The sequence below is a fragment of the Catenulispora sp. MAP12-49 genome, from assembly GCF_041262705.1.
In the GTDB taxonomy this organism is placed as follows: domain Bacteria; phylum Actinomycetota; class Actinomycetes; order Streptomycetales; family Catenulisporaceae; genus Catenulispora.
The window spans coordinates 23888-38742 of sequence record NZ_JBGCCP010000006.1 but is presented as its reverse complement, the minus strand read 5'-3'; the positions used below and the strand labels follow the sequence as shown (position 1 = coordinate 38742).

Sequence of the window (14855 nt, the reverse complement as noted above, 5' to 3'; positions counted from 1 at the left end):
GTCGGCACGCCCTTAGTGCCCCCGCACCACCCGGTCGCCCAAGTCGGTCCGCCGGTATCGGATCTCGTGCCGCTGCCGCTCGCCGACGACCATGCCGGCCTCGCGCAGCACCGACAGGTGCTCCGAGACGGTGCCGAGCGCGAGCGCGTGCCGGTGCGCCAGGCGGCTGGTGGAGGCCGGCTCCTCCAAGCCGGTGAGCAGGTGCGCGCGGGTGCGGCCGACGAGCTTGGTCAGGGCCGCCGCCGGGGTGCCGCGCCGGGCCTCGAAGGCGTTGCCCAGGCCGCGTGCCGGGTAGACGAGGGTCGGCTGCCAGGGGGCGTCGGTGATGACGATGACCTCGTCCCACTTGAACGCGCTCGGCATCAGGATCAGCCCGCGGCCGTCGAGGTCGTGGTGCTCGTCGCCGCCCGGGTCGCGGATCAGGGTGTCGCCGGTCCAGTGGACGGTCGGGTGCAGGTCGGAGAACAGGGCGTCCAGGCCGCCGGCGGCCAGCCGCCGGGACTGGTGGGCGACGTCGGCCTCCAGCAGGGTCCTGATCCGCGGCCAGTGCGGCGCGACCAGCGTCTCCCAGGCGCCGCGGATCAGCTGCGTCAGCAGGCTGAGGACCTCGGCGGGGTCGCCGAGCAGCAGCCGGCCGGTCGGGGTGTCGCGGCCGCCGGGGGTGTAGCGCAGCGCGAGCTCGATCTCGCGGCGCACGACCGGCGCGGGGGTGGCGGCGATCCGGGTCAGCTCGGCGTCGAAGTCGCCGACCGGGGCGGTCGGCGGGGGCGCGAGGAAGTCGGGGGTGTAGCCGCGGCGGGGCTGGAGCAGGACGATCGGCTCCAGGCCCAGCCCGGGCAGCGCCGGGCGGACACTGTCCAGCCAGCGGGCGTGCGCGCCGGGGCCCTGGGAGCCGGTCGCGTCGCGGATCGCGGACAGCGTCTCGAAGGCCGGCGAGATCGCGAACCGGCAGCGGGCCAGGTCGGCCGGGCCGAAGCCGAGGCTGATGACCATCGGGGCCTTCCTGGGAGGGGCAGGTGTTTCGGCGGTGGCCGAAAGACTTCCGATGATCGTAGCGCCTCGGCAAGATCTTCCTCGCCAGGCAGATCGTTTTCACCAGGAGGGGAATTCCTATGACCGCCGACCTGAAGGCCGACGTCAACCGCCGTGTGGCCGCTCTGTTCGCCGCGATCGACGACTACGACGAGGAGAAGTTCATCGCGGAGGTCGACGCGCTGGCCGCCGAGCTCCCTGAGGGCGATGCCGACGCGATCTTCCATCGCGGTTGCGCGCGCGACAGCTGGGGGCACTCGGACCTCGCCGTGCCGATGTATGCCGAGGCGCTGGAAATCGGCGGCCTGACCGGGGAGAACCGGCGGCGGGCCATCATCCAGATGTCGAGCTCGCTGCGGAACATCGGGCGGGTCGAGGACGCGCTGGCGACGCTGCTCAAGGAGAAGGAGACCGGCGGCGAGGACCACCTGTCCGATGCGCTGGACTGCACGATCGCGCTGTGCCTGTCCACGCTCGGCCGCGACCGTGAGGGGCTTTCCCTGGTGCTCGTGGCACTGGCCAAGCACCTGCCGCGCTACAACCGGTCGATGGCGAACTATGGCAGGGTCCTGCTTGAGGGCTAGGTTCTGCGGCAGGATGACTGCATGTTGATGAAGCGTCATCCTGCCAACCCGATCCTGCGCCGCAACCCGGACCAGCCCTGGGAGGCCGGCTCGGTGCTCAACGGCACGGTCGTCCGAGGCGCGGACGGTGTCATCCACATGCTGTACCGCGCCACCAACGGCGTGAGCTTCAGTACGGCGGGGGAGTACGTCTCCTCGATCGGCATCGCCGACAGCACCGACGGTGTGACCTTCGTACGCCGCCCCGAGCCGCTGATCGCCCCGGACCAGCCGTATGAGCAGGGCCTGGGCTGCGAGGACCCGCGCGTGGTGTTCCTCGACGGCGAGTACTACATCTACTACACGGCCGTCGAGGGCACGCCGCCGGACATCAAGGTCCGTATCGCTCTGGCGACCACGCCCGACCTGCGGGCCGAGACCGTCACCAAGCACGGCGTCGTCGGCCCGCAGGGCGCGCCGTCGAAGGCCGCGACCTTGCTCCCCGAACCGATCGGGGGCACGTACATCTGGTTCTTCACCTGGTGCTCCGACACTCCCGGCGCGGCGATCCTGCACGCCGCCTTCGACGACCTGGCCGCGGTCAAGAACCCGCCGCCGGGCCACATCGCCGCCGCGGTCGCCGCCTACGACACCTCCGCGGTCCTGATCCCCGGCGACCGCGCCGAGCTGGTGAAGAAGCGCGTCCGCCGGGGCCCGGAACTCGGCGCCCCGCCGATCCGCACCGAGGACGGCTGGCTGTTCTTCTACTGCAACTCCGACAGCGAGGAGGAGCCGGAGTGGCAGATCAGCGCCGCGCTGCTCGATCTGGAGGAGCCGTGGAAGGTGATCGCGCGGACCCCCGCACCGCTGCTGACGCCGCAGACCGAGACCGAGCTGACCGGGATCGTGAACCGGGTGACGTTCCCCGCCGGCGCGATCGTCATCGACGGGGTGGTCCACTTGTACTACGGGAGCGGGGATCAGGGGATCTGCCTGGCGACGTGCGAGCTCGACGCGTTGCTGGAGCACGTGAAGACGTTCCCGGTGAAGTGCGACGGGCCCTGCGTGGGCTGAGGCCTCACCGTTTGACGAGGTCCAGGGCCGTCCCGAAGTCGGCGGCGGCCCCTGCGAAGTCCTGACAGGTCGCCCGGTACTGTGCCCGGTCCAGCAAGGCGCGGGCCAGCAGTTCCGGCGCCGCCTCCGACCCGCCGCGCACCGCCTGTTCGGCGAGGTGCACACCTTCGTCGAAGGGTTCTGCGAGGCGGTGGTGGGTGCGGTGCTCCATGAGTGCGGACGCGAGCCTGACCGTCGCGCGGCGGTGGCGGATCACCCGATCCGGACCGTGCGGCAGCACGGAGGACTCGGCGAGGAGGACCTCGGCCTCTCCGTGGAAGCGGGCCCGCAGCCCGGGCGACCACCAGTAGCTGCCGTAGGAGTAGTCAGGCTCACCGGCACTGCGGGGTGGTTCGTCGGCTCGGGTCGAGCAGACCAGGTAGTACTTGAAAGAGGAGCCGTAGAACTTCTCGGGCCAGCCGTTCTTGTCGTGCCGGGGCAGTGCGGCCAGGGCTGACGCGGCTTCCTCCAGCGTGGCGACGCGGGCGTCCCGGTTCCCCGCAGCCTGGTGGATGCGGGCCAGATGGACCAGGTCGCACAGGCCCCGTTCGGGTTTCGACCGGTCGGAGCCCACGGAGAAGACTGCCACCGCCTCGTCGAAGCGTTCCAGCGCTTCGAGCGTGTCTGTCAGAGCCACGACGGTCCAGGGCAAGCCTGCCGAATAGCTCAGCGTCCGTTCGTGGTCGAACTCGTCATACCAGAGCTCGACGGCTTCCGCGCGCAGCCCTGATTCCTCCAGAGCCGTGGCCCAGTTGTCCAGGCTGGTGTTGATCCGGGAGCCCGGATGCCGCTCAAGCCTGGACTGCAGGCCGCGATAGCGCTCCAGCTCTGCGAAGACGTCCATGGCCTCGGACCATCGGCCCTGCTCCTGAAACCACGCGGCGTGGCGGCTTATCGCGTTGATCACTAATCCCGGCCACATGGGCTCGGTCTCCTTGATCCGGCGGGCGGCGTCCACAGCCTCTTCCAGGAGCGACAGCTGAAGATCGGGGTGGTCGCGGAAGAAATAGGAATGGCGGAGGAGCTTTTCGACCAGCTGCGTCGTGTAGGAGTCCGGAAACGCTTGGGCCAGGATCCGGGTGGCGTTCACGGTCTTCTCGTTGATCTCGCCACGGGCGCTCATCAGGATCCCGCGTGCATAGTCGATCGTGATGGCGTCCGGCTGTTCCCCCACAAGCACCCCCGAAACGAATCAGCCCCCGACCAGCGCGAAAGCGCAAAGCCGAGGGCTGACCCTACAGCAGCTACAGCGGGATGTTCCCATGCTGCCCGCGCACCAGCGCACCTCCGCCGATGCCGCCGGGCGCTGCGGCGATGGCCGCCGCGATGGCGCCGCGGGAAGCGGCGGGCTCCACGACCTCGTCGACGACGCCGATCTCGATGGCGCGCTGGACGCCGCCGGAGACCAGTTCGTGCTCGGCGGCGAGTTCCTGCTCCATCTGGGGGCGGATGTCGTCGCTGACCTCGGCGAGCTTGCGGCGGTGGATGATGCGGACGGCGGCGACCGCGCCCATGACAGCGACCTCGGCGGTGGGCCAGGCGTAGACCTTCGTGGCGCCCAGGGACCGGGAGTTCATCGCGATGTAGGCGCCGCCGTAGGTCTTGCGGGTCACCAGGGTGACGCGCGGGACCACGCACTCGGCGAAGGCGTGCAGGAGCTTCGCGCCGCGGCGGACCACGCCGTCCCACTCCTGGCCGACGCCGGGCAGGTAGCCGGGGACGTCCACCAGGACGATCAGCGGGACGCCGAAGGCGTCGCACATCCGCACGAAGCGGGCCGCCTTCTCCGCCGAGGCCGAGTCCAGGCAGCCGCCCAGGCGCAGCGGGTTGTTGGCGATGACGCCGACCGTGCGGCCGCCGAAGCGGCCCAGCGCCGTCACCACGTTCGGGGCCCACTTGGGGTGCAGCTCCACGCCGGCCTTGTCGAAGACCGCGTTCACCAGCGGGTGGACGTCGTAGGCGCGCTTCGGCGAGGCCGGCAGCAGGTGCGCCAGGTCGCGGTCCTCGACCGCCGAGACGTCCAGGGTGCCCTGGTCGCCCAGCAGCGCGGCCAGCTTGCGGGCGCTGGAGTACGCCGCGTCGTCGGTGTCGGCCACGACGTGCACCACGCCGGAGCGCCGGCCGTGCGGCTCGGGGCCGCCCAGGCGCAGCGCGTCGACGTCCTCGCCGGTGACCGAGCGGACCACGTCCGGGCCGGTGACGAAGATGCGGCCGGCCGGGCCCAGGATCACGATGTCGGTCAGCGCCGGGCCGTAGGCCGCGCCGCCGGCCGCCGGGCCCAGGACCACGGAGATCTGCGGGATCTTGCCGCTGGCCCGGGTCATGGCCGCGAAGACCTGGCCCACCGCGTGCAGCGAGGCCACGCCTTCCTGCAGGCGGGCGCCGGAGGAGTGGAAGAGCGCGACGATCGGGCTGCCGGCGGCCATGGCGTGCTCGTAGGCGGTCAGGATGACCTGGCAGCCGGTGGCGCCCATGGCGCCGGCCTGGATGGTGGCGTCCGAGGCGTAGGCCACGGTGCGGACGCCGTCGATCAGGCCCGCCGCGGCCAGGAAGCCGGAGTCGTCGACCGGGGTCAGCAGCTCCGTGGTCCCGGCGTCGAACAGCCGCTCCAGGCGGCCGACCGGGTTGCGCGGGTCATCCTCGCGGGAGGGGCGGGAGGGCTTGGCCGGCGCCGGGATCGCCGGCGCCGCCACGGTTTCGGTCACTGACATCGCTGTGTCTTCCGATCTCAGACGGACCGGAAGGCCACGACCACGTTGTGCCCTCCGAATCCGAAGGAGTCGTTGAGCGCCGCGATCTGGCCCTCGGGCAGCGCCCGCGGCTTGTCGCGGACGATGTCCAGGGTGACCTCGGGGTCCAGGGTCTCGATGTTGATCGTCGGCGGGGCCTGGCGGTGGTGCAGGGCCAGGACGGTGGCCACCGACTCGATGGCGCCGGTGCCGCCGAGCAGGTGCCCGTGCATGGACTTGGTGGCCGAGATCGCGACGTCCTCGGCGGCCGAGCCCAGGATCTTGCGGAAGGCCATGATCTCGGCGAGGTCGCCGCGCGGGGTGCTGGTGGCGTGCGCGTTCAGGTGCTTGACGTCGCCGGCCGACAGGTCGGCGTCCTCCAGCGCGAAGGCCAGCGCCTCGGCGACGCCGCGGCCGTCGGGCTCGGGCTGGGCGATGTCGTGGGAGTCGGCGGAGAAGCCGACGCCGGCGGCCTCGGCATAGACCCGGGCGCCGCGCGCGGCGGCGTGCTCGGCCGACTCCAGGACCAGGATGCCGGCGCCCTCGCCGAGCACGAAGCCGTCCCGGCTGACGTCGAAGGGCCGGGAGGCGTGCCGCGGGTCGTCGTTGCGCTTGGACATCGCCATCATGTTGGCGAAGGCCGCGATCGGCAGCGGGTGGATGGCCGCCTCGGTGCCGCCGGCCAGCACCACGTCGGCGCGGCCGGAGCGGATCATCTCGATGGCGTGGCCGACGGCCTCGGCGCCGGTGGCGCAGGCCGACACCGGCGCGTGCACGCCGGCGCGGGCGTCGAACTCCAGGCCGACGTAGGCCGCCGGGGAGTTCGGCATGAGCATGGGGACGGTGCGCGGGCCGACCGCGCGCGGGCCCTTGTTGAGCAGGTCGTCGTAGGCGCTCAGCAGCGTGGTGACGCCGCCGATGCCCGAGCCGACCATGACGCCCAGCCGGTTCGGCTCGGCGGACTTGCCGTCGAAGCCGGCGTCCTTCCAGGCCTCCCGGGCGGCGATCAGCGCGAACTGCGCCGAGCGGTCCAGGCGCCGCATCTCGACCGGCTTGAGGTGCGCGGAGGGCTCGACGGCGACCCGCGCGGCGAAGCGCACCGGCAGCTGCTCGGCCCAGTCCTCAGTGAGATCGCGGACCCCGGAGCGTCCGGCCAGCAACCCGTCCCAGAACGAGGCGGCGTCCCCGCCGAGCGGCGTGGTCGCACCGACCCCGGTGACGACAACAGACTTGCGAGCAGTCACGAGCCTTACCTTCTATCTCTGGTTCAAAACGGGTTCTGCCGGCCGGACGGCCGTAGTGCGGGTTCTGCGTTACAGCGGGCCTAGCTCGTGGCTCAGGCCGCCTGGTTCTTCTGGATGTAGCCGACCGCGTCGCCGACCGTGGACAGGTCCTTGACGGCGTCGTCCGGGATCTTCACGTTGAACTTCTCCTCGGCGGCCACGACGACCTCGACCATGGTCAGCGAGTCGACGTCCAGGTCGCCGGTGAAGGACTTGTCCAGCTGCACGTCGGCGGCGTCGACGCCGGCGACCTCTTCGACGATCTCGGCGAGGTCCGCGAGGATCTCTTCCTGGGTCAGAGCCATTGTGTGGCGCTCCTTCGTTGTTTTCTTTATTGGGATGAACGGGATCCGCGTAGCCGCGAAGCCCTAGGGGAGACTAACGACCTGCGCCGCGTAGACCAGACCCGCCCCGAAACCGATGAGCAGGGCCAGGCCGCCGTGCGGCGCCGAGCCGTCGTTGAGCATGCGCTCCATGGCCAGCGGGATGGTGGCCGCGGAGTTGTTGCCGAACTCGGCGATGGTGCGGGCGACCGGTACGTGCTCGGGCAGGTCCAGGACCTTCACCAGCCGGTCGGTGATGCGCATGTTGGCCTGGTGCGGGATGAAGGCGTCCAGGTCGGAGGCGGTGATGCCGGCCTCGGCCAGCGCCTTCAGCGAGACCTCGGCCATCTGGTAGGAGGCCCAGCGGAAGACCGCCTGGCCCTCCATCTGCAGGAACGGGCCGCGCACCTCGCCGCCGTCCTCCTCCGGCTCCGGGGCCTGGCCCCAGGGGAAGGTCTGCGTGATGGTGCCGTACTTGTCGCCCTCGGAGCCCCACACCACCGGGCCGATGCCGGGGGTGTCGGACGGGCCTATCACCACCGCGCCGGCTCCGTCGCCGAAGATGAAGGCGGTGCCGCGGTCGTGGATGTCGGTCAGGTCGGACAGCCGCTCCACGCCGATCACCAGCACGTACTCGGCGGTGCCGGCCTTGACCATGTCCGAGGCCTGCGCCACGCCGTAGCAGAAGCCCGCGCAGCCGGCCGAGATGTCGTAGGCGGCGCCGTTGGTGCCCAGACGGTCGGCGACGAGGCAGGCCAGGGCGGGGGTCTGGGCGAAGTGCGACACCGTGGCCACGATGATCGCGCCGACCTGGTCCCCGGAGATCCCGGCGGCGGCCAGCGCCTTGCCGGAGGCCTCGACGGCCATCTCCAGGACGGTCTCCTCCGGCGTGGCCCAACGGCGCTCGGCGATGCCCGAGCGCGTCCGGATCCACTCGTCGGAGGAGTCTATCCAGGTGCAGACCTCTTCGTTGTCGATGACTCGGCTGGGCACGTAGCCGCCGACACCCATGATGCGGGTGTGGGCCGCGCCCTGCTTCTCCCTGATGACTGCCATGATCGGATCCCCTCTTTCGACTGTCGGGCCGGCCGGGACTTCGCTGGGGACGGGCCCTAAGCGAGCGAGCCCGTCGGATGGACGCGCAAGAGCGGCTGCCCCGGCGCGACCGGATCCCCGTCCTCCACGAGCCACTCGAGGACCTGGCCCTCGTGCCGCACCGTGATCTCGTGCTCGCCGCCGCGCGCGACCACGGTCGCCACGGCGGTGTCCGGCACGATCTTGTCCCCGGCCTCGAGCGCGCCGCGGCGCACCGTGCCCCCGTGGGGGGCGATCACCAGGCGCCAGGTCGGGGCGGCGTCCAGTTCGTTGGCCTCGGCGGGTTCGGCGTGCTTGGCGGCGAACTCGCGCGCGGCGTCCAGGTCGTCCGGCGTCTTCAAGGCGAAGGTCTCCACGCCCTTGAGGGCGCGCTTGGCCAGACCCGTCAGGGTGCCGGCCGGCGGCACCTCAAGGATGCCGGTTACCCCGAGTTCGCCGAATGTATCCATGCACAGGTCCCAGCGCACGGGGTTCGACACCTGCGCGACCAGGCGGCGCAGCACCTCGCGGCCGTCGTGCACGACCGCGCCGTCGGCGTTGGACACCAGGCGGGTGCGCGGGTCGCGGGTGGTGATGCCCTTGGCCAGCGTGGAGAGCTGCTCCACGGCCGAGCCCATGTGCTGGGTGTGGAAGGCGCCGGCCACGCTCAGCGGCCGCAGGCGCCCCCCCGCCGGGGCGTCGTCCTGGAAGCGGGCCAGGTCCTCCAGCGTGCCGGCGGCGACGATCTGGCCGGCGCCGTTGTTGTTGGCCGGGATGAGGTTGTGCTCGGCGATCTTGGCCAGCACCACGTCGCGCTCGCCGCCGAGCACGGCGGTCATGCCGGTCGGGGTGACGGCGGCGGCCTGGGCCATCAGCCGGCCGCGCTCGCGGACGAAGACCATGGCGGCCTCGGCGCTGATGACGCCGGTGCCCGCGGCGGCGGTGATCTCGCCGACGGAGTGGCCGCCGGCCGCGCCGACCATCTTGAAGGCGTCGGCCGGGTGCGGGAACAGCGCCAGCGCCGAGGCGATGCCGGCGGCGACCAGCAGCGGCTGCGCGACCGCGGTGTCCTTGATGGTGTCGGCGTCGGCCTCGGTGCCGTAGTGCACCAGGTCCAGGCCGGACACGGCGGACCACCAGGTCAGCCGGTCGGCGAAACCCGGGACTTCGAGCCACGGGGTGAGAAATCCTGGGGTCTGGGCACCCTGGCCCGGCGCGACGAGAACTAGCACGTCATTCACTCTCGTTCGTCAACCGCGAGATTGCCTTTAGCGGGGCGGACGAAGATCTTGGTCTGGATCTTGGAGGTTTCCTACAAACCGTTAGCGGGCCCCGCCAGCCTTCCCAAGGCCAGCGCCATATGGAGGGTGAACGCCGCGCGCGGCTGCGCGGGATTGAGCCCTGTGAGGTCGCTCACCCTTTTCAGCCGGTACCGCACGGTGTTGGGATGAACGAACAGCATCCGGGCGGCGCTCTCCAGGGAAGCGGCCTGTTCCAGATACGCCGAGACGGTTTCCAGCAGAGCCGCGCCCGCGGACTCCAGCGGCCGGTAGACCTCGGTGACCAGTTGGGCCTTCGCCGCCTCGTCGCCGGCCAGGGCCCGCTCGGGCAGCAGTTCGGCGGCCAGGACCGGGCGCGGGGCGTCCGGCCAGGCGCCGGCGGCCCGCAGAGCCGACAGGGCGGCTTGGGCGGAAATGCCCGCCGACAGGAGGTCTTCGACAACGGGGCCGATCACCAGCGGTCCCGGCCCGAACTCGTTGGCCAGCGCCCGGGTCGCCGTCAGCGGGTCCTCGGCGCCGCCGATGATCACCACCAGCCGGTCCGACTGCACCCCGGTGAGCACGGTCAGCCGGGCCCGGCGCGCGGCGCGGTGCACGGCGTCGGCGACCAGCGCGGTGTGCTGCCGGACGTTCTCCCGGTTGTCCAGCGGCTTGGGGGTGGTGCCGACCACGACCACCAGGCCCGAGGCGCTGTCCCAGCCCAGGGCCGCGGCGCGGGAGCGCACGGTGTCGTCCAGCACGTCGCCGCGCATCAGCTCGTCGACGACCAGCGCCTCCAGCCGCGCGTCCCACGCCCCGCGCAGCTCCGCGGCCTGCGCGTAGACCTGCGCGGCGGCGAAGGCGATCTCGCGGGAGTAGCGCAGCATGCCCTCGCGCAGCGCCGCCTGCTCCGTGGGACCCTGCGCGATCTGGCCGATGCCCTCCTCGACCACCTCTATCGTCGTGCGGACCAGCTCGACGGTCTGGCGCAGCGTCACCGAGCGGGTCAGCTCGCGCGGGGCGGTGCCGAAGACGTCGGCGCTGATCGCGGTGCGGTCCTGCGGGTTGCGGAACCACTCCACGAAGGCCGCGATCCCGGCCTGCACGACCAGGCCGATCCAGGAGCGGTTGTCCGGCGGCATGGCCCGGTACCAGGCCAGGCGCTCTTCCATCCGCTGGATGGCCACCCCGGCCAGCGAGCCGATCGCCTTCTCCAGGCGGCGGACCGCGGCCGCCCGTTGCGCGGGGGTGAGGTCGTCAGTCGGGCCGGTGGTCATCTCCTCATTCTCGCTCACGGAATGGGACGGCCGTGTCCACGTTCCCGGCACCGGTCCGCTCTGTGACGCGACGCACAGGCGTCTGCCAGGGGTTCGCCGGACTTCCCCGGCCTTCGTCATATGCATGACTAGTCGCGGCCGGGCGCGTGGTGAAACGGTCGATTCGCAGCAATCTGGTATACGTGGGCTGTGATGGACATGCACCACCGCGGCCCCTCCACCGCGATCACCGAGCTCCAGGGTACCGCCGAACAGGGCCGCCTGGTGCTGGCCGAGGTGCTGGATCGGATCGAGGCGGCGTTCCCGGCCGCCGCGCGGCGGCACCGCCTCGGCCCGGGCGCGTGGCTGGTCCCGCTCGGCGCCGGCGGTAATGGCAGCATGCTGATCGCCATCGCCCCGGCGTGCCGGCCCCGCGACCGGGGCAACGCGCAACTGGTGCTGTCCGCGACGCTGCTGAACTGCACGGAGGTCGGCGAAGCGGACGCGGCGCGGGCCCTGGGGTGTCTGGAAGGCGTGCCGTTCACCGTGTTCGAGACCGACTCCTTCGCCACGCAACTGCCGCTGCTGGCCGGGCTGCCGGAGCAGGTCCCGGACAAGCCGCTCGGAAAATGCGGGGTGGTGCTGGTCGGGCACCTGCTGTCGGACCTGGTGGTGCAGGCCCAGACGCTGATCGCGCTCGGCGCGCGGCCCGAGGCGATGACGGTGCTGAAGAAGGATTATCCGTACAAACTGCGGCAGCGGGTGGAAGCCCATCTGGCCGGCCTCGGCATCGCGGTCCTGCCGCTGTCCGACGCGGAGACCGCGCTGCGGCGGCACGCGGCGCGGGTCGCCGAACCGAGCGTGGTGATCGACGACGGCGGGCAGGTGCTGGCGGCGCTGACCAGGCTCGCGCCGGAGCTGCTGCCGTGGTTTCGGGGGCTGGTCGAGCAGTCGGTGTCGGGTGTTGAAGGGCTCGACGACGCCGACGGCGACGCCGACGCGGACAGCGACGCCGACACCAACACCGGCACCAACACCGGCACCAACACCGGCACCAACACCGGCACCAACACCGGCACCGGTACCGATGGCCATGCCGATGTCGATACCGCTGCCGACACTGCTGCCGATGGCGCTGCCGACACTGCCGATGGCGCGGCGCTGGTGCGCTTGCCCCCGTCCCTACCCCTGTCCCTGCCGGTGTTCAGCGCGGCGCGCAGTGCGGTGAAGCGTGGCATCGAGGCGCACTGGATCGCCGAGTCCGTGGTGCGCTCGATCCGCGACCTGCTGCCGGGGGAGTCCTTCGACGAGGCGTCCGCGCTGGTCGTCGGCTATGGCACGGTCGGTGCCCAGGTGGCGGCGGTGCTGCGGGGCCAGCGGATGCGGGTCGCGGTGCACGACACCGGGTGGCGGAAGCTGGTCGCGGCGCACGAGGCCGGGTTCCTGACCGCGCCGGACCTGGCCGCGTTGCTGGACGGCCATCGGCCGACTCTGATCGTGTCCGCGACCGGACGCACCAGCCTTGGTGGCGAGGACCTGGACTTCCTGCCCGGGGACTGCTTCATCGCGAGCGTGTCCGGGTGCGGCTCGGAGATCGACGTGCGCGGGTTGGCCGAGCGTGCCGAGCGGGTCGAGGAGGTGGCGCGCGTGGGGGTCCGGTACACGCTGGCGAACGGACCGGTCACGGTCCTGGCCGACGTGCTGCAAGTGCCCTCATCGCGCGGAGACCGTGGGCCGGTGCGGCAGTCGGACCTGACGATGGCGGTGCTGGCCTGGGGCGCGTGCACGCTGGCGCGGCCCGGGCACGGGTTCTCGGCCGGGCACGATGTGGCGCGGACGGATGCGGCGATCGTTGAGAGCGGGTTGGTGGAGCGGTATTACCGGCTTTACGGGCCGGATTGCTGAGCGCTGATCCGCGCCCGCGACCCAGCCCGCGACCCAGCCCGCGACCAGCCCGCATCTCTACCCGTCTCTACCCACGATTTATGGTCGCGCCGGGAGTTTCCCGGTCCCGGCGCGACCTTTCAGTGTCGGCGTCGGCGCCGGCCTCAGTGAGCGGCCAGCGTGTTGATCGCCGCGGCGGTGGTCGGTCCGCAGATGCCGCGCGGGTCGGCGGTGATGTTGAGCATGTTCTGCACGTAGGCGACGGCGTCGGTGGTGCGGGTGTCGTAGACCCCGGTCACCGGGACCCAGGTGGGGGTGCCGAGGCGGTCCAGCAGGGTCTGCAGGATGGAGACGTTCGGGCCGGTGTCGCCGGCCTGCAGGGTGCCCGCACTGGGGGAGATCTGCGGGGTGCTCGGGTCCGGGGTGCTGGGAGCCGAGGAGGTGGGTGTCGGCGCCGGGGTGGTCGGGGTCGGCGTCGTCGGGGTGGTCGGCGTCGGGGTCGTGGGCGTGCCCGGGGTGCCGGGCGTGCTGGAGACCGGGGTGTTCGGCAGCGACGAGGTCGGCGGGGCCGGCGTGCCGGGGTCCGACGAGGTGCCGGTCGGGGCGCCCGGGGTGCTGGGCGTGGTGGAGACCGGGCTGGTGGCCGGGGCGCCCGGCTGGGTGCTCGAGATCGGGCCGTTGGACGGGATTCCGGGCGCCGAGGTGAGCGGCGTGCCCGGCGCGGAGGACGTGCCGCCGGCGGTGGTCGACGTGCTGGGCGCCGTGCTGCGCGAGCCGGGGGCGCTGGTCTGCTGGCCGGGGTTCGGCGCGGAGAGCGAATCGCCGCCGGAGGTGGTCGCGTCCAGCGGCGAGGTCGCCGGATCGGAGCTGGCCGGGTTGGCCCCGGTGGAGCCGTCGGAGGGCGCGTTGCTCAGGTCGGTGGTGATGGTCGAGTTGTTGTTCCCCGACGCCATGTCCACGGCCGAGCCGGGAGCCCCGGAGGACACCGCGTGCACCAGCCCGAGCGCGCCGCCGCCGGCCGCGAGCACCGCCGCGATCGGCACGGCGGCCCGGAACGCGGGACGCCGCGGGCCCCGGTGCCGGCCGCCGGAGGGGCCGTCGGAGCCGCCGCGGCCGAACGGGGGCAGGTCGTCGTCATCGCCGCCGCCGAAGTACCCGGACCCCGACGAGGGCATCACCGTGGTCTCGTCGACCGGGCGCCGGAACAGTTCCTGTCCGATCGCCCGCTCGGACAACCGCGTGATCTCGGTGCGGCGCTCAGGCAGCCGCGAGTCGCCGCCGGAGGCGGAGCCGGCTATGCGGCGCTCCTCGGCGGCCCGCAACCACTCGGGCTCCGGACGCCGCGACGGCGCCGGGGTCCGCAGGTCGCGGGTGAGGCCCTCGGCACCCTGGGCGGCCGGGGCCGTCGACTGGCGCTGGGGGAGGGCGCTTCGGCCCTCGGGAGCAGCCGGTCGGGGCTGGAACGAGGGGTGCTGCGGTGCGGCGGACTGCTGGGCCGCGGCGCTCGGCATCCCGGGCTGCGGCGCGTTCGGCCGGGGCTGGAACGAGGGGTGCTGGCCGGAGGGAGCCGCGGACTGCGGCTGGGCCGGGCGCGGCTGGAACGACGGATGCTGCGGTGCGGCCGGCATCCCAGCCTGCGGCGCGTTCGGGCGCGGCTGGAAGGAAGGATGCTGCTGCGCCGGAGCAGGCTGAGCGCCCGGAGCGCCCGGCCGGGGCTGGAACGACGGATGCTGTCCGGCGGCGGGCTGCTGCGGCGCGTACGGACGCGGCTGGAACGACGGATGCTGTCCCGCGGCGCCCTGCTGCGGAGCGCTCGGCCGAGGCTGGAACGAAGGATGCTGCGCACCCTGTGCCGCACTGGCACCCGCGCCCGGATGAGCACCCGCCTGCGGTCCGCGACCGCCCGGCTGCTGTCCGTACCCGGTCACCTGGCTCTGCCCCTGTCCGGAACCAGGCAGCCACGACGGGTCCGGGACCCGGGGCTGCGTCATCGGCAGGTTGCTCTCGGTGTGCGGCGCGCTCGCGCCCCGGTTCTGGCCGGGCACGGCGCGCGTCTGTCTCGGGGCCGGGCGACGGCCGCCGTCGTTCGTCTCAGCCACGCTGAACTCCTCCGTTCGCGGGCCGGGGCCGGGTGGCGCCGGCTTCGGTCTGCTCTCGCGGGGATTCGGTGCCGGTCGCGGGCTCGTGGCGGAGGCTGTCCGCCGCGTAGTGCGACCGCACTGGTACCCCGGGTAAGTCGGGCTCCAAAGGCTGCTGCGGCGCGGACATGTCTGCCTCCGTGACGTCCTTCGTGGCGTGGCGCGACTTCGGGCGATCACCGACGCTATCACTCTGATGTT

General features: G+C 72.4%; 12 protein-coding genes. 3 read left to right on the top strand and 9 right to left on the bottom strand.

The genetic code is table 11. The features are described from left to right. Positions 1 to 12 precede the first annotated feature (12 nt). Positions 13 to 993 carry a DUF5937 family protein gene (locus ABIA35_RS14270; RefSeq protein ID WP_370358191.1) on the bottom strand — a complete coding sequence of 327 codons (981 nt, stop codon included), beginning with the start codon at positions 991 to 993 and terminating at the stop codon, positions 13 to 15. A 119-nt stretch (positions 994 to 1112) separates the two neighbouring features. Between ABIA35_RS14270 and ABIA35_RS14265 the strand changes: the two genes are divergently transcribed. Together ABIA35_RS14265 and ABIA35_RS14260 are read left to right on the top strand one after the other, a co-directional pair. Next, the gene (locus tag ABIA35_RS14265; protein WP_370358190.1) at positions 1113 to 1616 is read left to right on the top strand and encodes a tetratricopeptide repeat protein; all 504 of its coding nucleotides are present in this window, start codon (positions 1113 to 1115) and stop codon (positions 1614 to 1616) included. A 27-nt stretch (positions 1617 to 1643) separates the two neighbouring features. After that, positions 1644 to 2669, top strand: coding sequence for a hypothetical protein (locus ABIA35_RS14260; protein ID WP_370358189.1), 1026 nt, complete (start codon positions 1644 to 1646; stop codon positions 2667 to 2669). Between the two features lie 4 nt (positions 2670 to 2673). On the opposite strand, the gene ABIA35_RS14255 is transcribed toward ABIA35_RS14260, so the two are convergent. From ABIA35_RS14255 to ABIA35_RS14225, 7 genes are all read right to left on the bottom strand, one after another. After that, positions 2674 to 3831 carry a hypothetical protein gene (locus ABIA35_RS14255; protein WP_370358188.1) on the bottom strand — a complete coding sequence of 386 codons (1158 nt, stop codon included), beginning with the start codon at positions 3829 to 3831 and terminating at the stop codon, positions 2674 to 2676. 121 nt (positions 3832 to 3952) lie between these two features. Further along, a complete protein-coding gene (locus tag ABIA35_RS14250; protein ID WP_370358187.1) occupies positions 3953 to 5419 on the bottom strand; it encodes an acyl-CoA carboxylase subunit beta in 1467 nt (488 codons plus the stop codon). Between the two features lie 17 nt (positions 5420 to 5436). Then, positions 5437 to 6681, bottom strand: coding sequence for a beta-ketoacyl-ACP synthase II (gene fabF, locus ABIA35_RS14245; RefSeq protein WP_370338762.1), 1245 nt, complete (start codon positions 6679 to 6681; stop codon positions 5437 to 5439). Positions 6682 to 6773: 92 nt separating this feature from the next. Next, entirely contained in the window at positions 6774 to 7025 is a 252-nt protein-coding gene (locus tag ABIA35_RS14240) for an acyl carrier protein (protein ID WP_370338764.1), read from the bottom strand. Between the two features lie 63 nt (positions 7026 to 7088). Beyond that, complete coding sequence (locus ABIA35_RS14235) at positions 7089 to 8099, bottom strand: ketoacyl-ACP synthase III (protein ID WP_370338766.1); 1011 nt, start codon at positions 8097 to 8099, stop codon at positions 7089 to 7091. Positions 8100 to 8155: 56 nt separating this feature from the next. Beyond that, on the bottom strand, positions 8156 to 9349 hold the full coding sequence (locus ABIA35_RS14230; RefSeq protein WP_370358186.1) for an acyltransferase domain-containing protein: 1194 nt from the start codon (positions 9347 to 9349) through the stop codon (positions 8156 to 8158). A gap of 80 nt (positions 9350 to 9429) precedes the next feature. Beyond that, positions 9430 to 10653: a PucR family transcriptional regulator gene (locus ABIA35_RS14225; protein WP_370338770.1), complete on the bottom strand. Its 1224-nt coding sequence runs from the start codon at positions 10651 to 10653 to the stop codon at positions 9430 to 9432. Positions 10654 to 10845: 192 nt separating this feature from the next. Between ABIA35_RS14225 and ABIA35_RS14220 the strand changes: the two genes are divergently transcribed. Continuing rightward, positions 10846 to 12537, top strand: coding sequence for a hypothetical protein (locus ABIA35_RS14220; RefSeq protein ID WP_370358185.1), 1692 nt, complete (start codon positions 10846 to 10848; stop codon positions 12535 to 12537). A gap of 143 nt (positions 12538 to 12680) precedes the next feature. On the opposite strand, the gene ABIA35_RS14215 is transcribed toward ABIA35_RS14220, so the two are convergent. After that, positions 12681 to 14615 (bottom strand): peptidoglycan-binding protein, encoded by a 1935-nt coding sequence (locus tag ABIA35_RS14215; protein ID WP_370358184.1) that lies wholly within the window; start codon positions 14613 to 14615, stop codon positions 12681 to 12683. Positions 14616 to 14855 lie beyond the last annotated feature (240 nt).

Coding starts and splice junctions, on each gene's coding strand:
- ABIA35_RS14270 (WP_370358191.1), bottom strand. CDS start 993: ATGGTCATCAGCCTCGGCTTCGGCCCGGCCGACCTGGCCCGCTGCCGG.
- ABIA35_RS14265 (WP_370358190.1), top strand. CDS start 1,113: ATGACCGCCGACCTGAAGGCCGACGTCAACCGCCGTGTGGCCGCTCTG.
- ABIA35_RS14260 (WP_370358189.1), top strand. CDS start 1,644: ATGAAGCGTCATCCTGCCAACCCGATCCTGCGCCGCAACCCGGACCAG.
- ABIA35_RS14255 (WP_370358188.1), bottom strand. CDS start 3,831: ATGAGCGCCCGTGGCGAGATCAACGAGAAGACCGTGAACGCCACCCGG.
- ABIA35_RS14250 (WP_370358187.1), bottom strand. CDS start 5,419: ATGTCAGTGACCGAAACCGTGGCGGCGCCGGCGATCCCGGCGCCGGCC.
- ABIA35_RS14240 (WP_370338764.1), bottom strand. CDS start 7,025: ATGGCTCTGACCCAGGAAGAGATCCTCGCGGACCTCGCCGAGATCGTC.
- ABIA35_RS14235 (WP_370338766.1), bottom strand. CDS start 8,099: ATGGCAGTCATCAGGGAGAAGCAGGGCGCGGCCCACACCCGCATCATG.
- ABIA35_RS14225 (WP_370338770.1), bottom strand. CDS start 10,653: ATGACCACCGGCCCGACTGACGACCTCACCCCCGCGCAACGGGCGGCC.
- ABIA35_RS14220 (WP_370358185.1), top strand. CDS start 10,846: ATGGACATGCACCACCGCGGCCCCTCCACCGCGATCACCGAGCTCCAG.